The 20,781-nt window shown below is 38.8% G+C and carries 18 protein-coding genes; 5 read left to right on the forward strand and 13 right to left on the reverse strand.

Translation table 11 applies throughout. The annotated features are described in order from the left end of the window. Window positions 1–11 precede the first annotated feature (11 nt). Complete coding sequence (locus tag M1E96_RS10390) at window positions 12–560, forward strand: NADAR family protein (RefSeq protein ID WP_272579810.1); 549 nt, start codon at window positions 12–14, stop codon at window positions 558–560. A 140-nt stretch (window positions 561–700) separates the two neighbouring features. Here the strand turns inward: M1E96_RS10390 and M1E96_RS10395 are convergent, their stop codons facing one another. The 3 genes from M1E96_RS10395 to M1E96_RS10405 all read right to left on the reverse strand — a co-directional run bounded on the left by M1E96_RS10395 (window position 701) and on the right by M1E96_RS10405 (window position 2,437). Next, the gene (locus M1E96_RS10395; protein WP_369426988.1) at window positions 701–1,282 is read right to left on the reverse strand and encodes a helix-turn-helix transcriptional regulator; all 582 of its coding nucleotides are present in this window, start codon (window positions 1,280–1,282) and stop codon (window positions 701–703) included. Window positions 1,283–1,340: 58 nt separating this feature from the next. Beyond that, window positions 1,341–1,565, reverse strand: coding sequence for a hypothetical protein (locus M1E96_RS10400; protein ID WP_369426989.1), 225 nt, complete (start codon window positions 1,563–1,565; stop codon window positions 1,341–1,343). A gap of 413 nt (window positions 1,566–1,978) precedes the next feature. Beyond that, window positions 1,979–2,437: a GNAT family N-acetyltransferase gene (locus M1E96_RS10405; protein ID WP_070928646.1), complete on the reverse strand. Its 459-nt coding sequence runs from the start codon at window positions 2,435–2,437 to the stop codon at window positions 1,979–1,981. A 106-nt stretch (window positions 2,438–2,543) separates the two neighbouring features. On the opposite strand from M1E96_RS10405, the gene M1E96_RS10410 reads away from it, so the two are divergent. Next, the gene (locus M1E96_RS10410) at window positions 2,544–4,031 is read left to right on the forward strand and encodes a PLP-dependent aminotransferase family protein (protein ID WP_070928644.1); all 1,488 of its coding nucleotides are present in this window, start codon (window positions 2,544–2,546) and stop codon (window positions 4,029–4,031) included. Window positions 4,032–4,162: 131 nt separating this feature from the next. After that, window positions 4,163–4,744 (forward strand): YebB family permuted papain-like enzyme, encoded by a 582-nt coding sequence (locus M1E96_RS10415; RefSeq protein WP_070928642.1) that lies wholly within the window; start codon window positions 4,163–4,165, stop codon window positions 4,742–4,744. A 207-nt stretch (window positions 4,745–4,951) separates the two neighbouring features. On the opposite strand, the gene alr is transcribed toward M1E96_RS10415, so the two are convergent. From alr to M1E96_RS10450, 7 genes are all read right to left on the reverse strand, one after another. After that, complete coding sequence (gene alr / locus M1E96_RS10420) at window positions 4,952–6,181, reverse strand: alanine racemase (RefSeq protein ID WP_349485345.1); 1,230 nt, start codon at window positions 6,179–6,181, stop codon at window positions 4,952–4,954. 471 nt (window positions 6,182–6,652) lie between these two features. Further along, entirely contained in the window at window positions 6,653–8,227 is a 1,575-nt protein-coding gene (gene ahpF / locus M1E96_RS10425) for an alkyl hydroperoxide reductase subunit F (RefSeq protein WP_369426990.1), read from the reverse strand. A 90-nt stretch (window positions 8,228–8,317) separates the two neighbouring features. Continuing rightward, window positions 8,318–8,881 carry an alkyl hydroperoxide reductase subunit C gene (ahpC, locus tag M1E96_RS10430; RefSeq protein WP_369426991.1) on the reverse strand — a complete coding sequence of 188 codons (564 nt, stop codon included), beginning with the start codon at window positions 8,879–8,881 and terminating at the stop codon, window positions 8,318–8,320. Window positions 8,882–9,063: 182 nt separating this feature from the next. Beyond that, window positions 9,064–10,188 (reverse strand): ABC transporter permease, encoded by a 1,125-nt coding sequence (locus M1E96_RS10435; RefSeq protein ID WP_369427520.1) that lies wholly within the window; start codon window positions 10,186–10,188, stop codon window positions 9,064–9,066. Window positions 10,189–10,194: 6 nt separating this feature from the next. Continuing rightward, window positions 10,195–12,954, reverse strand: a complete 2,760-nt coding sequence (rbbA, locus tag M1E96_RS10440) for a ribosome-associated ATPase/putative transporter RbbA (RefSeq protein WP_337979360.1) — start codon at window positions 12,952–12,954, stop codon at window positions 10,195–10,197. Continuing rightward, entirely contained in the window at window positions 12,951–14,021 is a 1,071-nt protein-coding gene (locus M1E96_RS10445) for an HlyD family secretion protein (protein WP_272579804.1), read from the reverse strand. Before M1E96_RS10445 ends, rbbA begins: the two co-directional genes overlap by 4 nt. A 382-nt stretch (window positions 14,022–14,403) precedes the next feature. Beyond that, window positions 14,404–14,880, reverse strand: coding sequence for a GNAT family N-acetyltransferase (locus M1E96_RS10450; protein ID WP_070928587.1), 477 nt, complete (start codon window positions 14,878–14,880; stop codon window positions 14,404–14,406). Window positions 14,881–15,274: 394 nt separating this feature from the next. On the opposite strand from M1E96_RS10450, the gene M1E96_RS10455 reads away from it, so the two are divergent. Both M1E96_RS10455 and M1E96_RS10460 read left to right on the forward strand, forming a co-directional pair. Then, window positions 15,275–17,011, forward strand: a complete 1,737-nt coding sequence (locus M1E96_RS10455; protein ID WP_272579803.1) for an ABC-F family ATP-binding cassette domain-containing protein — start codon at window positions 15,275–15,277, stop codon at window positions 17,009–17,011. Between the two features lie 232 nt (window positions 17,012–17,243). Beyond that, a complete protein-coding gene (locus M1E96_RS10460) occupies window positions 17,244–18,173 on the forward strand; it encodes a DUF1266 domain-containing protein (protein ID WP_272579802.1) in 930 nt (309 codons plus the stop codon). A gap of 276 nt (window positions 18,174–18,449) precedes the next feature. Here M1E96_RS10460 and M1E96_RS10465 read toward each other — a convergent pair whose 3' ends face one another. The 3 genes from M1E96_RS10465 to tyrP form a co-directional block, all read right to left on the reverse strand. After that, window positions 18,450–18,656, reverse strand: a complete 207-nt coding sequence (locus M1E96_RS10465; protein ID WP_272579801.1) for a DEAD/DEAH box helicase — start codon at window positions 18,654–18,656, stop codon at window positions 18,450–18,452. Further along, a complete protein-coding gene (locus tag M1E96_RS10470; protein WP_070928596.1) occupies window positions 18,640–19,200 on the reverse strand; it encodes a PadR family transcriptional regulator in 561 nt (186 codons plus the stop codon). The genes M1E96_RS10465 and M1E96_RS10470 overlap by 17 nt, the downstream gene beginning before the upstream one ends. 382 nt (window positions 19,201–19,582) lie before the next feature. After that, entirely contained in the window at window positions 19,583–20,731 is a 1,149-nt protein-coding gene (gene tyrP / locus M1E96_RS10475; protein ID WP_272579891.1) for a tyrosine transporter TyrP, read from the reverse strand. Between the last annotated feature and the right edge of the window lie 50 nt (window positions 20,732–20,781).

Below are 20,781 nucleotides of genomic sequence, written 5' to 3' on the forward strand. Positions count from 1 at the left end.
TAATTTTTATTATGGATATTAAAACACTTTGTAAACACTATCGCGCTGGCAAAAAATTTAAATACCTCTTTTTTTGGGGACATCAATCCAAATCAAATACCGTTACTAAAAGCTGTTTTAGCCAATGGTACCCTGCTCCTTTTATTGTTAGCGGTAACCGTTTTGCTAGCGCCGAACATTTTATGATGGCAGAAAAAGCTCGGTTATTTGATGACCAAGAAACACTAACAAAAATTATTAATGCACCAAACCCAGGAGCAGCAAAAGCCTTTGGTAGAGAAGTTCGTGGCTTTAAACAAGAACATTGGGATATGCATAAATTTGATATTGTTATTAACGCTAACTTTGCGAAGTTTTCTCAAAATGAAATGTTGTTGCAGTTTTTGCTTAATACCAATGAAAGAATTCTTGTTGAAGCTAGTCCTGTAGATAAAATTTGGGGGATTGGCCTTGCTGAAGATGCAGAAAACATTGAAAATCCACTAACATGGAAAGGCTTAAATCTACTGGGTTTTGCTTTAATGGAGGTCCGTAATCGTTTAAAAGCCCAAAATAACTAATTTCTTTCTAAACATCATTATGAGTTAACAATAAAAGTAGCATGAGGAGACGAGACATCTAACGGTTTATTTGTTAGCTAATTCGCTCCCCTTAAATATTTTTACTGTCTAACTGCTCCGCAAATAACGATTAAATGTTATTACGTGGCACTCTCGATATTTGAACAATTCGTTCTTTTCTTACGATTACTGAGTATTTTTTTAGTAATCGCTTCAACTTGCTGTAATTCAGAACAAGCACTTGCTCGTAATGCTAAATTCCACTTGCTTAAAACCTGGGCATTAGAAACTAATTCGGTATGACTATCTAGCCGACCGCTCTTTAGAAGCCAGTTTGCCACTTCAGCCCAATCCCATAGCGGTGATTGGCCTTTAATACGCTGAATTGGGCTAGGAAAATCCCCAGAACCGCGCGTACCATCTTTTAACATTGCAATCGCTTGTCGCGATAAATGAGTTAATTCAGCAATGTCACTTAAACCAACTAATGCTGAATCAACCGAATTAACTTTTGCCCCAATCCCCGCCATTTCAATATTATCGATCGCTGATTCAATTGCTTTATCTAATGATTGGGATTCCCTGTCAAATTCTAAATAAACAGATTTCCCATAAAAACAAACTAATGCATCGCTGCAACCACTTTCATACAGGGCATCTTCAAGTCTAGGTGTGTCAATATTTACACCTGATAGCATTAATGTGAAATTATATAAAGTCATTGTGCCCTCATTGACGCTACTAAAGTAGGCGGCTTCAGCCGCCTAAGCCAACTGATGATCAAATACAACTATCAACCTTCCGTTTGATCTGTTTAGCATGGTTCTCAGGACTACTTGGTGTCGACCAAACACTCATTTGATGATTTTGATGCTCCCTATTTGGGTCACCACAACGTAAACGACAAAATGCATGTGAGCTCTGACCTGCTTCTACTAAGATCGAGCCTTTTGAGACAGCATATTCTATAGCCATTTGAATATGTTTATTAGGGTGTCTCTTCATCATCCTCCTGTATTTATACTTTACCCAATTCGTTGACATTCGTCAACATTCGTGGGTATTGATTATTTCATTGCGTTTAACTGTTATTTGTTATTTTTCAATAACAGACAAACATAACTTAGCAAAAAGAGACTTTGAACTTTGTCTGAAATTAATCAAAAGGATAACTTGGGCGCAAACAAAAACCCCATCGTTACATAACCGACAGGGATGGGAAGAGCCCACAAATATAATCGTCATGATTCATTTTTGACGTCATTAACTTGCGCTGGTTACACAATTCTCTATGCATCCAGCTATATTTCGAATAATTTAAAGCATCGATTTACAAAAAATATAAATATTAGCTACATATCATCTGGCTTTATTTGCGATCTTTATATTTGTCCCAAGAGTTGGGAAAAATATCCGTATTACAACGGCATTCTATACTCAATCACCCCTGGTTTTTCAGCAACCCAATCATATAAACGTTGACCACGTAAATTTGTTTCCTGTGTATGCCAATATAAACGTCCACAGGATTGTTTTTGAGCCTGATCTTGTACAAATTCAATCAGGTGTTTGCCTATTTGACGTCCGCGAACATCAGGAGAGACAAAAAGATCTTCTAAATAGCAAAAATCATTTTTTGACCATGTTGAACGATGGTAAAGATAATTAACAAAACCAAGTACTTTGTCTCCTTCGAGAGCTACAGCACAATACATTGGCTCATTCTTATCAAAAAAGCGCTCCCAAGTTTTTAAAGTAATATCTTCTTTTAAATCAACCTGATAAAACTCTTGATACTGTAACCAATATACTAACCATTGAGCATAATGATCTGGTGATACAAACTGAACAGTAACAGGTAACACATTGTTATTCATAATATATCCTTTAAAATGAGACATGTAAAAACAATGGCGTTATATTACATACCAATCTGGTACTTAATAAGATACACTTTTGATATTTATTTAGGATCCAATTTTTATGAAGCGTAAGCCTCAAGCTCAATTTCCGCATTTATTATTAGAAGCGGGCTACATTAAAGAAAGTGTTTACCACACTATCCGAAATGCCATTCTTGATGGGCGACTTACGTCTGGTATTAAATTGCCATCAAGCCGAGCTTTCGCTGAAATGATGTCTATTTCACGCAACTCAGTGATTGCGGGTTTTGAACGACTCACTGATGAAGGTTACTTGGTCACTAAACAAGGCTCAGGAACTTATGTAGCAACAACCATCCCTGATGAATTAATTCGCTTCACAACAAATCCCAAAAACAACAATAAATCACAATATTCTGCATTAAAACTTAGCCCTGTACTCAATCATTTAACGACATTATGGGAAAACTCTCGACCGAATACCAATAAACGTCAATTTTTTAATATTGGCATTGGATGCGTCGATCAATTTCCTCATGATTTATGGGGTAGGCTTTTAGGCCGTGTTTGGCGAAAATCTAAACATGAAATTACACATTATAATCACCCTGACGGTTACCTCCCCCTTAGAAAAATCTTAGTTGACTACGTCCGTTCTACACGTGGTGTCAACTGCCGTGAAGAGCAAGTTATTATCGTCAATGGAACTCAACAAGCGATTAATTTAGCCGCTAAAGTACTATTACAACGGGGTGATTGCGTTTGGCTAGATGATCCTGGTTATGACAGTGCTCGTGCAATCTTGGCGGCATCTGAAGCAACAATATCACCTATTCCCTCTGACAGTGATGGAATGGATATTGATTATGCCGCTGAGCACTGCCCTGATGCTAAATTGATTTATACCGCACCATCACATCAATTTCCTCTTGGGACCACACTGAGCTTAGCTAGGCGATTAACGATGTTAGAGTGGGCACATCAAAATAATGCATGGATTTTTGAGGATGATTACAACAGTGAATTCCGTTATCTTTCTAAGCCTATTCAAGCACTTCAAGGATTAGATACCCACCAGCGTGTTATCTATGCAGGTACATTTTCTAAAATGATGTACCCAGGTTTTCGCCTTGGTTTTTTAATTGTGCCGGAAATACTGATCGAACCCTTTACGATGGTGAAATATTACAGTGATAGTCATTCAGGGTATTTAGAACAAGCTGCGTTAGCACAATTTATTCAAGAAGGGCATTATGCACGGCATGTACGAAAAATTCGCAAAATATGCTATTCACGCCAACACACATTAATTAACGCAATAAACCAATATTTAGCCCATATATTTGAAGTAACGCCAACTGATTCAGGGATCCATGCTGTATGTTGGTTAAAACCGGATATCAATTTACAATCTATTTTATCTGCCTGTCATCAGTTGCAATTTGGCGTACAGCCGTTGTCTCGTTATTGCATAAATAACCAAAACAACAATGCTATTTTATTTGGTTACGCCGCGCATACTGAATCTGAAATTACAAAAAATATCATTGCATTGAGTCAATTATTGGAAAGCACAATAAAAATATAAGTTAATATTGGAAGTTAACAAAATATAAACGAAAGCAAAATATACACGGTTTTCATCCAAGCTCTGATTGTTGACTCAGCTAACTATGCACTAGTATCAATCAAATTCATGATAAATTTTGAGGTGTATTGATGATATATAGTAGCGATCTGGGCAAGCTCGAAATTGGCGATATTATCTTTACCTGTATTGGAACGACCTTGTTTCGCCAAATCGCCTCAGCCTCTTTATGTTGGAGTAATCATGTTGGCTTGATTATTGGCCATAATGGGCAAGACTATTTAGTTGCAGAAAGTCGAGTTCCCTTCTCAACCACGACGACTTTAACCCGTTTTATTCAACGCTCAGCTGATCACCGTTATGGTATCCGTAGGTTATCAACACACCTTAGTGACCAGCAAAAAGCGGCTTTAATCGCACAAGTCCCTTCAAGATTAAATAAATTTTACCATACAGGGTTTGACTATAATTCATCTCGGCAATTTTGCTCAAAATTTGTATTTGATATTTATCAATCCGCCCTTTCTATTAAAATTGGTGAAATTGAAACCTTCGGAGAATTGTTAAGTAAAAATCCCAATGCCAAACTTAATTTTTGGAAATTGTGGTTTATTGGACAAATCCCATGGGAACGAGCAACAGTAACACCCGCAAGTTTGTGGAGCCACCCTCAATTAGAATTAATCTATCGTAGTCATGATGATATTCACTAATGAAGTACTTTAAGCCGTAACGTGGTAAATGAACGAAAAACAGCCATAGATACGTAAATTATCTACTCTAAATACTTCAAGGTGCAGCTAAGCAACATGCTCATAAATTGCTAGGAACATAGAGAACCCTGTAGCTAATACGAATGAGCTTACTCAACAACGCTGCACCTTAAATTATGACAAGTATATTGATCGCGACTTAATATCTCAGTCGACTAATATACGAGGGTTAGTTGCCCCCCAAAGGATAGACATTTCAGTAAATAATGCACCACTAATATCTTCTACCTGTTCTGCCGTAATTTCAGCATTACCTTGTTGACCAAAAAAGACTACTTCATCCCCAGGTTTTACTTGTTTTAGATCGGTAACATCGACCATCACTGTATTCATCGAGGTCTTCCCTAATACAGGTACCCGCTGCCCATCAATTAAAGCAAATCCAGCATTACTAAATACACGACGATAACCATCAGCATAGCCCACAGGAATATTTGCTAACACGGAATCACGTTTTAATGTATAGGTGCGATCATAGCCAACTGTATTACCTTTAGGGTAATGATTAAGAGCCGCAATATTTGATTTAAATGTCATGACACGCTTATATTCATCCGTTGCAACCGTATCTCCGTAGAAAATACCACCTACACGAACCATATCTAACCAAGATTCAGGAACCGTAATTGTTGCAAAGGTATTCGCAACATGTAGTGTGACATCTTTGCGGTCTAAACCGGTAACCTCTAATACCTGTTTTGCTTGTTTGTTAAAGCGAGCTAAATCCGCTTTGATTTGCGCAGCATCTTCTTCTGGATAATGAGACATGATCCCAACAATTTTCAATTGTGGTAATAGCGAAATTTGCTTTGCTTCATTTAAACCTGCGGCATTACCGACTTCTAGTCCATTACGTGACATTCCGCCTGAGTTTAAAGCTAAATGTATCGCAATGGTTTTACCCTGTTTCTTAGCGATTGCATTAAGCCATTCCGCCATCTCAAGATTACCAATTAGCTCTTCAACATCATACTGGGTTGCTTGCGCCATTTCTTGCTCAGTGGCGTTACGCACACGCATCAAGCGCCCTTTAAAACCTAACTCTCTGACAGTCTGTAATTCTTGATTATTTGTCACACCAATACATTGGACATTGTTTGCTATCATGATAGGTGTCACTAAAGTTAAATCGTGGCCATATGCATCCCCTTTAAGGACAGCACAAAGAGCCGATTTATCCCCTAGCAAGTTTTGAACTTTCTGAATATTAAATTCGAGAGCACTACGAGAAATTTCTATCCAAGCGTTGTTAACAACCGCAGGCTGTACCTGAACATTCGGTATTGTATTCGTTTTGGTGTTGATATGGCTAGATTGCTGACAAGCCGTCACGACAAGTAGAGGCAATAACGCAAGATATCGCAGCTTAAAAGACATCACATTTACCTTAAGTAACAAATTAAAATTACCCTTAAATCATTTTTTGATTAAATAGGATGAAAACATGCGATAGGCATTATTCAATCGATTGATAGTTAGCTTATTATTTATCGCATGAATTATATATATAGAGGTTATTGCATTCCGTGACAAATCTTTCTTCGCGATTTGAATGAGTTAAGAGGAAATGTACTCAATGAGCAAAATAGCTAGGATATTGAACTGAAGTATTCAATGAAAGGTAGCGATAACATGAAAGAACACCACATTTTCGCGTGTTACCACACAAATGACATTAGATTCGTTTGTGCGATGAGCAATCATTGTTAGCTACATGTTTCAGCTAACCTCACACAATAAATGGTTCCGCCTGCTTGCTCCTAGAAAATGGTGTAATATTGACAAAAAAAGGCACTCGCCCCCGAGTGCCTTTTGACTACAACTCACTGAATATAAAGTAAATTACACCTATTCAGCGGTTCTGGTACTTGTGCGGATTAGGTAATCAAATGCGCTAAGTGCGGCTTTGGCTCCTTCACCTGCTGAAATAATAATTTGTTTATATGGGACAGTAGTACAGTCACCCGCGGCAAAAATACCTTTCACACTGGTTTCTCCGCGAGCGTCGACTTCAATCTCACCCATACGGTTACGGGCAACAGTATCACCTAACCAATTCGTGTTTGGCAGCAGGCCAATTTGAACAAATGCACCTGCAACATCCAGTGAATGAACACTTTCATCCGTACGGTCTTTGTATTCAAGACTGGTCATTTTGGTACCATCACCCTTCACTTCTAAAGTTTGGGCATTGACGATAATATCAATATTTTTCAGACTACGAGCTTTGTCTTGTAATACAGAATCAGCTTTTAATTCAGGTGCAAATTCAAGAACGGTTACGTGCTCAACAATACCCGCTAGGTCAATCGCAGCTTCAATTCCTGAGTTACCGCCACCAATCACCGCAACGCGTTTGCCTTTAAATAATGGGCCATCACAGTGTGGGCAGAATGTTACACCTTTAGTGCGATACTCTTGTTCACCCGGTACCCCCATATTACGCCAGCGAGCGCCAGTTGCGATGATAATGCTACGTGATTTCATCACGCCGCCTGATGCGGTTTCAATTTGATGTAAGCCACCCGCTTTTTCTGCTGGGATCAGTTTAGTCACTGATTGCCCATCAATCACATCAACACTATAGTCATCAACGTGATTTTTTAATGCTCCTGCAAATATCGCCCCTTCAGTTTTGATCACTGAAATATAGTTTTCGATATCAACAGTATCCATGACTTGCCCACCAAAGCGTTCACCAATAACACCAGTGCGAATACCTTTACGTGCAGTATAGATAGCCGCCGATGCACCCGCAGGACCACTTCCGATGATTAATACTTCAAACGGTTCACGCTCTGTTAATGCTTTTGCTGCACGAGCATCTGCGTTGCTATCCACTTTATTAACGATTTCACTTAGCGTCATACGACCTTGGCCGAACTCTTTTCCGTTAAGGAAAACAGCTGGTACGCCCATAACATTACGTTCATCTATTTCTTTTTGGAATAATGCGCCATCAATGGCTGTATGCATAACATTTGGGTTTAACACTGCCATTAAGTTCAGTGCCTGAACAACATCAGGGCAATTATGACAAGACAGTGAATAATAAGTCTCAAAGTGGAACTCTCCTTCAAGAGCTTTCACTTGATCTAACAGTTCTTGTGCCTCTTTGGATGGGTGACCACCAATTTGCAATAATGCCAACACAAGAGAGGTAAATTCATGACCCAATGGTGAGCCAGCAAAACGCAGTCCACTATCAACACCTGGGTTTGTGATTAAAAATGATGGTGTTCTTTCATTGCTATCATGCGTTTCACGAACAGTAATTTTATCTGATAAAGTAGCGATTTGATTTAGCAGTTGTTTGATTTCATTTGATTTATTACTACTATCTAAATTCGCCACTAATTCAACTGGTTTGGTTAATTTTTCTAAGTAAGCTTTTAATTGCGCTTGCATATTGTTATCGAGCATATGATCCCCTTGGTCATAAAATCGGGTGCATAGCACCCGATAACATAAACATTTTCGAATATCGTTTTTACTTTCGAAATTTATTTTAAATTAGATCTTACCGACTAAATCTAAAGATGGAGACAGTGTTGCTTCACCTTCTTTCCATTTAGCTGGGCAAACTTCACCTGGGTGGCTAGCAACGTATTGCGCTGCTTTCACCTTACGTAACAGGTCAGCTGCATCACGGCCAATACCTTCAGCAGTGATTTCAATTGCTTGGATAATACCTTGTGGGTCAACAACGAAAGTACCACGGTCAGCCAAACCTTCTGCTTCACGCATATTTTCAAAGTTACGAGTCAGAACACCAGTTGGGTCACCAATCATGGTGTATTTGATTTTACCGATGGTTTCTGAGCTCTCATGCCATGCTTTATGGGTAAAGTGGGTATCAGTTGAAACAGAATAAATCTCAACACCCATTTTTTGGAATTCTGCGTAGTGGTCTGCTACGTCACCAAGTTCGGTTGGACAAACAAAAGTAAAGTCAGCTGGATAGAAGAAAAATACGCTCCATTTTCCTGCTACGTCTTTTTCGGTAACTTCGATAAATTTGCCGTCTTTAAACGCTTGGTTTTTAAATGGTTTGATTTGAGTATTAATTAAAGACATTTTTACGTTCTCCTGTTTGGTTGCTTATTAAGTTACTGGTTTACAGACTTTTTATCCAATCAGTTGCTACTATCAATTTGATAGGTAATACCTAATAATTGTTTAATTATTGATAGGAATAACATTAAAACGCTTGCTATAGATTTCAGCAAGCGTTTTTAGTCATTTTATACCTAGATACGTTATGCCATGGTGGCAATGGTTTTACGGAAGCGTATTAATGCAAATGAAAAGAACACCATACCGATGATTAATAACACAACAAATTGCGGCCATACTATTTGGAAACCAGCACCTCGGTACAAAATAGCTTGTGCAAGACTAACAAAATGGGTTGTTGGCATGGTTAACATAATATCTTGAACCAATTGAGGCATACTTTCCCTCGCGGTCATCCCACCCGATAGCATGTTTAAAGGCAGCAGGACTAAGATCATCAATAAACCAAATTGTGGCATTGAACGCGCGATCGTTCCCATAAAAATACCGATTGACGTGGTTGCAAATAAACTTAAAGCCACCCCGCACATAAATAGCAATATTGAACCTTCAATAGGGACTTGTAGTAATGTTTTGACCACTAACAACAATGAAACCGCTGATGCAATCAATACCACTAACCCCATAGACCAAATCTTAGAAAGCATGATCTCGAAAGGTGTTAATGGCATCACCATCAAGTGTTCAACCGTACCATGTTCCCGTTCTCTGATTAGCGCAGCACCAGTTAATACAATCGATAGCATCGTGATGTTGTTAATAATCGCCATCACTGAGCCAAACCATGATTGTGTTAAATTTGGGTTAAAGCGCATACGAACTTCAAGATCTACCGGCAAACTTGTATTACTACGATATTTGGCAAGAAATTCATTTACTTCACCAAGGGTAATATTTTGAATATAGCTATTGCCCAAAAAAGCTTGGCTCATACGTGTTGCATCAATATTGACCTGAATTTCAGGATGACGCCCAGCGAGCACATCTCTTTGAAAATTAGGTGGAATATCTAATGCAAAGGTGTAAGTTCCCCTATCAAGCAAACCATCAATTTGTTCAGGAATGATATCAGCAGGCGCCTTAAAATAAGGAGCATAAAAGCTATTAATAATACGATTAGATAACTGTGATTTATCTTGATCGGCCACAGCAATTGGGGCATTGTGCAGTGAACCCGGCGTCACCGTGGCCGATGAATAGATTGATACAGTAAAAGCAAATACAATCAATGCCATCATCGCTTTATCACGCCCCAAGCTGCGCAGCTCTTTAACCCCCAAATGAAATATGTTCTGTAACTTACGTATCATCAGTTAAGACTCCTGTTTTTTCAGGAAAATGACACTGAGGCCAATCACAATTGGAATTGTTATCAATAAAGGAATAAAGGAGGCTTGTAAGTCAAACAAATTTAATCCTTTAGAGAAAGTTCCTCGCGTGATCGTCAAAAAATGCGAGGTTGGATAGACCATACCAACCCAACGACCAATACCCTCCAATGATGATACTGGATCAATCATGCCTGAAAATTGGGTGGCTGGGATCAGTGTGATGATAGCAGTACCGAAAATCGCCGCAATTTGGCTTTTCATAAAACAGGAAATCAAAAGCCCCATTCCTGTTGCAATCGTGATATATAAAAATGCGGCTAATGTTAGAGTTAAGAAGCTACCTTTAAAACTCACGCCAAATACAAAAACACTGAGCGCACACAGCATCAAAAAGTTAAACATCCCTAATAAAATATAAGGAAGCTGTTTACCCAATAAAAACTCCAATTTGGTGATCGGGGTAACATAAAGGTTAATCATCGAACCCAGCTCTTTTTCCCGTACCACGCTAAGAGCACTGAGCATTGCAGGGATCATCATCAACAATAATGGAATGACTGCTGGAACGATCGCCGGTAAGCTCTTAACATCTGGGTTGTAACGATAGCGCGTTTGAATATCAATCACTGGCATACCAGCGACACCCACTGGTTGTTTGGCCGCCATTGTACTTAACCATGCTAAATGCATCGCTTGCACATAACCACGTACCGTTTCAGCTCTATTAGGCATTGCCCCATCAACCCACACACCGATTTTTACGTTATGCCCTTTAGCAACATCACGAGCAAAATTAGGCGGAATTTCAAGCGCAACGGTGACTTTGCCGCTACGTAAAGCGGTTTCTAACTCGTCATAATCTTTCAGCGGAGGTTGCTCAATAAAATAACGCGAGCCAGCAAGGTTCAATGTATATCCTTGGCTAAGTCCTGTTTGGTCACGATCAAGGACGGAAAAACGTAAATTCTCTACGTCCATACTGATCCCATACCCCATGATAAACATCAAAATCACAGTACCCAGTAATGCTAATGTTGAACGTACAGGATCACGACGCAGCTCCATACCTTCTCGAATGCTATAACTAAACAAGCGACGCAAGCTAAAACGACTTTTTAGCGCCTCATCAGTTTGTTTTTTGAGTTCAGGGTCAACATGGAATTCGGGAACAGTATCATCTTTTGTTGACCCAGCATCTCCAACCGCCTCTTGTAGATAAACAATAAATGTTTCTTCTAGTGTATCCAGTCCACGTTTTTTAATCAGGTTATTTGGTGTATCACAATCAAGTACCTTCCCTGCATGCATCAGTGAAATACGGTCACAACGCTCCGCTTCATTCATAAAGTGAGTGGAGATAAAAATAGTGACGCCGTCACGTCTGGAAAGGTCTACCATCAAGTTCCAGAACATATCCCTCGCAACTGGGTCAACACCCGACGTCGGTTCATCTAGAATGAGCATTTCAGGCTTGTGGATCACAGCCACAGCTAACGATAACCGTTGACGGATACCTAGCGGTAGGTCATCTGGCATAGTGTCACGTACATCTTCTAATTCGAAACGCTGACACATTTCATCGACACGTTGCTTAATTTGTTCTTCGGGAATGTGAAATAATTTAGCGTGTAGGACTAAGTTTTGCTCTACACTCAATTCACTATAGAGTGAAAACGCTTGCGACATGTAACCAACGCGCTTACGCGTTTCAATATCTTTAGGATCGATTTCTTGTCCAAACAACCATGCTTGCCCTTCGCTTGCTTGTAGCAAACCTGTCAGCATTTTCATGGTCGTGGATTTACCACAACCGTTAGAACCTAGAAAACCAAAGATTTCCCCTTTAGGTATTTTGAAATTAACATGGTCAACAGCAACAAATTGTCCAAAACGCATCGTGAGATCTTGTGCTTCAATCGCTATCACATCATCCGCTGAAGTATCTCGTGGTGGAATAACCACTTTTTTATGACCACTACGTTTTTCTTCTGGTAGCAATGCAATAAACGCAGCCTCTAAATCGTCACATTGAGTTTGCGACTTAAGCTCTGAGGCATGGCCTGTTGCCATCACTTTGCCATCATCCATTGCCACTAACCAATCAAAACGTTCCGCCTCTTCCATATACGCGGTAGCTACGAGCACGCTCATATTTGTTTGTCGCTCACGAATTCGTTCAATCAGATCCCAAAACTGAGCACGCGATAAGGGGTCAACACCAGTGGTTGGTTCGTCAAGTATCAATAAATCGGGGTCATGAATTAACGCACAGCACAAACCAAGTTTTTGTTTCATCCCGCCAGAAAGTTTACCTGCTGGGCGGTCTTTAAATGGCGCTAACCCTGTACTTTCAAGTAAGTCATTGATTCTATATTGACGTTCTTCTTTGGATTGCCCAAATAAACGACCAAAAAAATCCACGTTTTCATAAACTGAAAGTGTGTGATAGAGGTTTTTTCCTAACCCTTGAGGCATATAGGCTATTTTCGGGCAAACAGCACGACGGTGCTCTTTGTCTGCCATATCGCCCCCTAACACAATTACCGTTCCTTGTTGGATCTCTCTTGCACCTGCAATCAAAGAAATCAAACTAGATTTACCCACACCATCAGGGCCAATTAAACCAACCATTTTCCTTGCAGGTATTGATAACGTAATGTCATCCAACGCACAATTATCACCATAATGTTGGCTGACATGGCTTAAATCTACGATCACATCATCCATCAAATTATAGGTCATTGTGGGAGCCTCACCTCAAGATCGGTTGGCCATTGAACATCAGGATCTAAACGAACATAAGCTTTGCCCGGCAAACCCGTTTTAACATATTCAAGATGCTGTTCTAATAATTCAGGTGAAATGCGTGCACGCACACGGAACATTAACTTCAAACGTTCATTTTGAGTTTCTACTGTTTTTGGTGTGAATTGAGCAACGCTTGCCACAAATGTCGTTTTAGCAGGGATCACAATATTCGGTGCCGCATCTAATACAATATGGACTTCACTACCCAATGCGACTTTTCCTGCATCTTCGGTTGGTAGAAAGAAAGTCATGTAAACATCACTGAGATCAACCATATTTAGTACACGACCACCTGCACCTAATACTTCTCCGGGCTCTGCAACGCGATATTGAATACGTCCATTACGTGGTGCTTTAAGTACACTATCATCTAAATCAGCAGTGATACGTCGTTCTGTAGCAGTCGCAGCATCAACACGGGTTTTTGCTTGTACAACACCCGCTTTTGCTGAATCAATCGCGGCAAGTGAAGCGGCCACTTGGGCTTTCGCCGCTTCTAATGCGGCTCTAGCGCCTTGCATTTGAGCGGTATCATCATCGACTTGTTGTTGTGAAACGGCTTTAGTTCTTACAAGTGCGCGAGAGCGATTCAAGCGTTTTTGAGCAGCATCGAGTTCTGCTTCACGCTGACGAACCACGGCTTGTGCGGCTAATCTTTCACTTTGACGCTGAACCAAACCTGACTCAGCCGTTGATACGTTGCTAATTGCTTGACGTAATTGCGCTTGAACTTCATGAAGCTGCTCTTGCAATGCTCGGGTATCCATTTTAGCAAGAATTTGCCCTTCTTTAACAAAATCCCCTTCTCTTACTGTAATGGATTCAATCCGCCCTGCCATTTTAGTCGCAATATCGATTTCTGTTGCCTCTATACGGCCATTGCTTTGAGCAAAACCGGCAGGTAAGTTGCTGGAGTTAACGCTCCAATAATAATAACCACCCAAGGCAATAATCAAAATAATGACAACATAAAAAACGATCTTCTGTTTATTTACTTTCATACCATCCCTTCTTTTCTCTTTTGTGAAAGAAAATAACTAATTTTTAATTTAATATTTCAGTATTGCGTAACTAATTTAGTTGTACTTAAAATAATAAAACAAAGAAAATAAAAAATGACTAAAATATATTATTATACAACCCTCTTATTACGACACTCCACTTTAGATCTGTAAGAAATCAATTTCTATCTATTTAATTTAACAGCATTTTACCTTAATTCACCTTAAGTAAAATAGCACATATATCACAAATTGCCATATTCAAAACATTAATTTCCCGACTTGGCACTTATTGCATAAAAAATAGATTAAACACAAAAAATAATGCTAACAAAAAAAATTGTTAGCATTATTTTGTTATAAAATTAACTTTGGGTGGAAATTAGTTTACGAATTTAGCAATAGACTGCTCATCCATACGATAACGGATCCATTCAGCTTGAGGCTCAGCACCAATACTATTATAAAAGTCAATTGCTGGTTGGTTCCAATCCAATACGCTCCACTCTAAACGCTGGCATTTTCTTTCGCTGGCAATTTCAGCAATATATTTTAATAGTTTTTTACCCGCACCTGCTCCACGATAATTCGGAGAAACATATAAATCTTCCAAGTAAATTCCATTGTTTCCTAACCATGTGGAATAACTGGAGAAAAATACAGCATAGCCAGCAGGCTTACCGTCAACATAACAAATTAGTGCTTCAGTGTTTGAATTATCACCAAAAAGTGAGTTTTCGATATCTGTCACTGATGCTTTAACTTCATGGCGTGCCTTTTCATATTCCGCGAGTTCGATGATCATATCGAGGATCAAAGAGGCATCTTTTAATGTAGCAGGTTTGATTTCAACGTTCATTTTTTGTTCCCTTAGTGTATCTGAATAGATTTTACTTCATTATTTCTTTTCTCTATAACGACTAGTAGTTTTATTAATGAAATAACTCAACGTATTAGAACTATTTACAACAGTAATTAAACACCATGACACATTGCCATTGATAATAATTTATTTAGTTTGTTATCATGTAAACATTGTTCAACACAGGAAAAAACAAGGAGGCTTATTATGATGTTGTGTGATCTTATTGACTATTCACACTTCTTTGGTAATCGCCAAAGCTCAGGCTTTCACAGTGATACACTGCGATAACCCTGCCTGAGCGAAGTGACTCAAGGAAACCTTCCTCAGCTTACTGGGTTGTCGTTCTGACTATACCCTGGCATTGCTATGCCTAAAAATTGAGTAAGCTATGAGCACATTATTATCTGTAAAATCATTAAACTATGATACATCTACCACATCATTACTGAGCGATATCGATTTCACCTTAAAAGCAGGCGATCGTATTGGCTTAATTGGCCATAATGGTAGCGGTAAAAGTACATTATTAAAGCTATTAACTGGCAAATTGTCCCCTCGCAGCGGTAGTATTGTTTACGCAACTCAATGCGTGACTAGCTATATTGAGCAACATTTACCTGATGACGTCGCTTGCCTGTCATTGATCGATGCCATCATGCATCAGTTGCCAATTCATGAACGACAAACAGAACGCTGGCGAGCAGAAATCTTATTAACGGATTTAGGCTTCAATGAAAGTCAATGGGAACAAAAAGCGAATCAAATTAGTGGCGGTCAACATACACGTTTGCTGTTAGGTCGTGCTTTAATTCAACAACCTGATTTAATGCTATTAGATGAACCAAGCAACCACTTGGATCTACCAACATTAATTTGGCTAGGTAACTTCTTGCATAATTGGAAAGGTAGCTTTGTTTTAGTATCACATGATCAAGAACTACTTGATAAAGTGACGAACAGCACATGGATCCTACGCGATAAAACATTGCATTTCTTCCGACTTGCTTGTACTGCGGCACGTCAAGCGCTGAATCAAAAAGACATCAGTGATGCACAACGCCACCAAGCAGAACAAAAAGAAATTGACCGTATAGCTTCAAGCGCCAAACGTTTAGCAATATGGGGGCATGTTTATGACAACGAAGGTCTTTCCCGTAAAGCTAAGCAAATGGAAAAACACATTGATAAACTAAAAGATGCACAAACAGAGCTAACTGAAGGTTATCAATGGAAACTAGCACTAAACGGTAAGTCGATTCCGGCTGACAGAGTATTAGAGCTTGATAACGCTCACATTGAAACCCCCAATGGAAATCCTCTGTTTACGACTGGATTTCATCAAGTAAAAAGTGGCGACCGTATCGCGATTATTGGAGCTAATGGCTGTGGTAAATCGACGTTGTTACGTTTGTTATGGCAACGTTTTCAACATGATATGCGTTATGGCTCACAAGTTAAGTTTCATCCAGCAATCAGTACAGGCTATTATGACCAACAACTACACCAGTTGAATGATGATGATAGTTTGTCAGACGCTTTGAGGCCATTTGCTACCTTAGTCGATGAACAACGTAAAATGGCCCTCATTAGTGCCGGTTTTGCTTACAACCGCCATCAACAAAAGGTGGCGACATTAAGTGGTGGAGAGCGTGCAAGGCTGTTATTTATTGGCTTAAGTCTCGCTCAATATGAGCTAATTTTGTTAGATGAACCTACTAACCATCTTGATTTAGAAGGGAAAGAAGCTCTAAGTGAACAAATTTCACAATTCGAAGGTGCACTACTGGTGGTTAGCCATGATAAATGGTTAATCGAAAATAGTTGCCAACGTTTTTGGTATATCAATGATAATCGGCTAGAAGAATATCTTGATGTGAATGAAATATATCAGCAGATAGAAATGCAATCTCAGTCAAATAATATTACTGAAGCTAGCCGTTTCTCTCCAGCTGAAACAACAATCACTGAAATGGCTTCCCATGAAGATGAACTGTTAGAAACATTATTACAACTTGAAGAAAAGCTGCAAGCTGATAAGCAACGTAAATTAGCACATCAAAAACCACAACTTCAGCAACAATGGATGGATGAAATAGAAAAAATACAGGCACAATTAAACCTCTAAATTGAGCTCATAAAATAAAGGCCTCCTGTAGAATATTTATCAGGGGGCCTATTAGTTCTAATAATGCTTCATTTTATAGCGTATCTTTCCACTAAAAATTTAATTAATATATCGATAATAAAGGATATGTTAAGCATCTTGCGTCGGTGACAACAACATCACTTTAATTGAAGTGAGTTCATTCAAATAAAAACTCTATTTATACGTAAAACATAAAATCAGTGGGACAAAAATGATCGGTATTGGCGTTATAATTGCTATAGTTATTGCTATTATTTTCTATTTTTTGAAAAAATATACATCAGAAACATCAACAATCACATCTTTTTCCGAAGCAGAACCTCAGCTCGGTCATATATCCGAATCTCTTGAAATTGACACTCCAACGCTAAAACCAAATGAATGGGGGCTGATTTTAAGCCTACCGTATTCATGCTTTAATGGACATGCCTATAACGATTATAATAAAGGACCACATGACGGTGGACTATCACAGGCTTGGGGAGTATTTGATCGCTACAGCCTCATCCAGCAACTTTATTGGTTAATAACATCAGGCCATACAAATAATTATTATTTATTACGTGACCAAGTGTCATATGCAAATAAAGTTGAGTTACAAGACATCATTCAAGAAGTAGAAAACTCATCCGATTCTGAAGAAAATAAAAAAGAACAACTTTGGCGTATAGAAATGATGGATAAGAACGTCAATGATATCTGTAACGTCAAATATATTGCTTGGGATTTTGTCCGCTTCAGCAAATTGTGTCTTGATGGGTGCCGCGCGGGTTATATTACGATACAAGAAGCACAAGATTGGTCACTGATGAGCGCGTCTATGATCAAACGTATTTATACTGGATGGGAGGATTTTTGGGGAAATTTCCTTCAAACACGCTGGCTATGGGCGGCTAATGATAGTAATTGGTCCGAAAGTCAGCAAGAGTTTGCAGATAAAATTCAAGAAATATTATTTGATACCAGTTACCCGATAACCCAAGAGACTTGGGATCTCAATCTACCCGCTATGGATTTAGAGTCTTTTACCCGAGCAGTGGCTGGGGTGGGCTTTACAACTGAAGACGGTACGCCTGTTTCATTATCACAACTTGAAGCATCTATATCACAGCGTTTAATCTCAAGCCGACTTGATAGCTAATTACCCAATGACAATGATGGTTTTTTTTCAAAAAAGCCAATTAGCCTCTGCGAGATTTGACAGCTCCATCTAAAGAATTGAGAGTTACTAGCTTTGATATGGGTATCAACTCCTAATACAAAATACAAAGCAACTCTCATCTACCATACTAATTTTATTTTCATAGCCTCTTATCCTCTTATTAGGATAAGAGCTTTCATAACAAAATAACGATACGATATTTTGTTATGTACAAAACCCAGCCATGAATAATAAATTTATTGGCTAGTGGCTCTGCTATTTACCGTTGCGCTGACGCTTTGCTCTTTTAAAGTAAGAAGTCGGTACTTTAGGACACACAACCTCTTTAAAAGTAGCTTTTTTGCTTGAAAATTCTTCCGTATTTTCTTTTGCGACTTCTTTATGCTCTTCCGAGGTTTTTTTTACAGTATCTTTCATATAAGAAGGCCCTTTAGCTTGAATAATTTCATTGGTTTTTGCCATGTTCATTTCCTTCATTTGTCAACACGGAGTTCACCTGTTCGATACGCTCTACTGCGCGATTAATAATTTCAACAACTTGCTTTGACTGATCTAAACTCAGTTGTTGCAAAACAATTTTATGTCTCAACAACGACTTAAATTTCTCTACGGCAAGCTCTATCTCTTTGGCGTGCTGATTGCCTGCTTTTAACTCTTGTGCATAGTTCAGCTTATGTTTGACTTGTTCTAAAATATCAGCCTTTAGCAATAAGAAACATTTACCTTCAGGGGTCAGTGAAAAGCATTTTCGTCCTTTCCCTTGCTCTTTTTGAGCCACAATAAAACCCAACTCTTCCAGTAATGTTAAGGTTGGATAAATGACCCCAGGACTTGGACAATAAAACCCTGCTGTTTCTGCTGCTATTTTTTTGATTAACTCATAACCGTAATTCGACCCATCCGCTAATAAATACAGAATATAAATACGCAGCTGTTTCGGGTTAAACATTCTGCTTAAACTTTTACCATCGCAAGCACACTGCTCTGCCGGTTGTTCATCTGTCATTTGTACTCTCAGTTATCTATACAGCTTTAAAACCGATATATCGATATCATAGTCTAATTTGCAAAAAATACCAGTTTAGATATATCTGTTTTTTTGCATAAAATGCTAATGAGAATTATTATTATATGGATGCATGAAAAATGCGGTGACGAGAGTGCACATTCAATTGATAACTATCTTTTTATCTACTTGCTTACTCTACCAAAATAAGCTTCTTTTCTATAGCTATCATTTCAATTGTTCATATTGATAGCTGAAAAGCCCTCCAATATATACATAATACCAGTAATCAAATTTTGACCATGACGATTAGATTCTAGAAATAAAAAACCAATCGCACTCTAATTGCGATTGGTTTTTACCTTAATAAACTATTTTACTACTAACCAATATTCGGCAATAAGTTAAATGCAATCCCAAACTGAACACCAATAACGATTATGCCGCATACAAAGACAATAAATAACGCAGGTGCCCCACCTTTAACTTGATATTTTTTATCGTTAGTTAATCGTGATTTGAATGCCATTGCACTCGGTAATAATAAAGCAAGAATCGATAATGCAATAGCGGCGAACCCTAATGCCATCACAAACCCTTTAGGGTAAAACAAGGCAAACACTAATGGAGGGATAAAAGTCAGTAATCCTGTTTGTAGACGGCCTGACATATTGTCTTGACGCTTAAATAAATCAGCAAGGAAATCAAATAGCCCTAATGCCACACCTAAAAATGAGGTTGCTAAAGCTAAACTCATAAACATCTGAGCGATAAATTCCGTTCTACCTGACATAACCACATTACGAATAGCATCAAGTAAACCATTTAAACCTGAATTCTCTGCCAATATGCCAACGAAAGTGGTGGTATCAATACTACCTAATGTCGCTATTTGCCACAGAATATAAGCAATCAACGGGATAGCACTACCGATAATAAAAATTATCCGTAATTTTTTCACGTTGCCACCCATATATTTGACAATACTTGGCACACTACCATGAAAGCCAAAGGAAGTGAAAAAGACAGGAATAGCAGACAGAATAAGCACTTTTTCTGTTGGCGCTGATAATAAATTTTGTTGCTCAACATGTGGCATCATTAGAGCCAAAATAATTACTAAAAAAACGATTTTTGCAGCGAATAATATACGGTTGATAAAATCGACGGAAGAAGTCCCAAAACAGACGACACCGCCTCCGATAACAGTGAAAATAACAATCCCCATCCAATCAGCCATTTCAATCGCGAAACTGCTTTTTAAATTAGACGTGATAATTTCACCTGCTCCACTAACATAAGCCGCGGTAAGTGCATACATCAAAAACATCATGCTAAAACCAGTAATGAATTTACCGCCTGAGCCTAAATAACGCTGTGCGACACTGCCTATACCAGTTTCATAAGACTCATGTTGATACACTTCAACTAATAACAAAGCGGTATAACACATCAGTGCCCATAGCGCGAACAGCATCACTAAGCTAACTAATGAACCGTTACCTGCCGCTGCGATAGGCATCGCAAGCATACCTGCACCGATTGTCGTACCTGCAACAATAAAAACACTACCAAGTGTAC

The sequence above is a fragment of the Providencia sp. PROV236 genome (genome assembly GCF_033676985.1).
GTDB lineage: Bacteria > Pseudomonadota > Gammaproteobacteria > Enterobacterales > Enterobacteriaceae > Providencia > Providencia manganoxydans.

Coding starts and splice junctions, on each gene's coding strand:
- M1E96_RS10390 (WP_272579810.1), top strand. CDS start 12: ATGGATATTAAAACACTTTGTAAACACTATCGCGCTGGCAAAAAATTT.
- M1E96_RS10395 (WP_369426988.1), bottom strand. CDS start 1,282: ATGACTTTATATAATTTCACATTAATGCTATCAGGTGTAAATATTGAC.
- M1E96_RS10400 (WP_369426989.1), bottom strand. CDS start 1,565: ATGAAGAGACACCCTAATAAACATATTCAAATGGCTATAGAATATGCT.
- M1E96_RS10405 (WP_070928646.1), bottom strand. CDS start 2,437: ATGAATAACAATGTGTTACCTGTTACTGTTCAGTTTGTATCACCAGAT.
- M1E96_RS10410 (WP_070928644.1), top strand. CDS start 2,544: ATGAAGCGTAAGCCTCAAGCTCAATTTCCGCATTTATTATTAGAAGCG.
- M1E96_RS10415 (WP_070928642.1), top strand. CDS start 4,163: ATGATATATAGTAGCGATCTGGGCAAGCTCGAAATTGGCGATATTATC.
- alr (WP_349485345.1), bottom strand. CDS start 6,181: ATGTCTTTTAAGCTGCGATATCTTGCGTTATTGCCTCTACTTGTCGTG.
- ahpF (WP_369426990.1), bottom strand. CDS start 8,227: ATGCTCGATAACAATATGCAAGCGCAATTAAAAGCTTACTTAGAAAAA.
- ahpC (WP_369426991.1), bottom strand. CDS start 8,881: ATGTCTTTAATTAATACTCAAATCAAACCATTTAAAAACCAAGCGTTT.
- rbbA (WP_337979360.1), bottom strand. CDS start 12,954: ATGACCTATAATTTGATGGATGATGTGATCGTAGATTTAAGCCATGTC.
- M1E96_RS10445 (WP_272579804.1), bottom strand. CDS start 14,021: ATGAAAGTAAATAAACAGAAGATCGTTTTTTATGTTGTCATTATTTTG.
- M1E96_RS10450 (WP_070928587.1), bottom strand. CDS start 14,880: ATGAACGTTGAAATCAAACCTGCTACATTAAAAGATGCCTCTTTGATC.
- M1E96_RS10455 (WP_272579803.1), top strand. CDS start 15,275: ATGAGCACATTATTATCTGTAAAATCATTAAACTATGATACATCTACC.
- M1E96_RS10460 (WP_272579802.1), top strand. CDS start 17,244: ATGATCGGTATTGGCGTTATAATTGCTATAGTTATTGCTATTATTTTC.
- M1E96_RS10465 (WP_272579801.1), bottom strand. CDS start 18,656: ATGGCAAAAACCAATGAAATTATTCAAGCTAAAGGGCCTTCTTATATG.
- M1E96_RS10470 (WP_070928596.1), bottom strand. CDS start 19,200: ATGACAGATGAACAACCGGCAGAGCAGTGTGCTTGCGATGGTAAAAGT.
- tyrP (WP_272579891.1), bottom strand. CDS start 20,731: ATGCTTGCGATGCCTATCGCAGCGGCAGGTAACGGTTCATTAGTTAGC.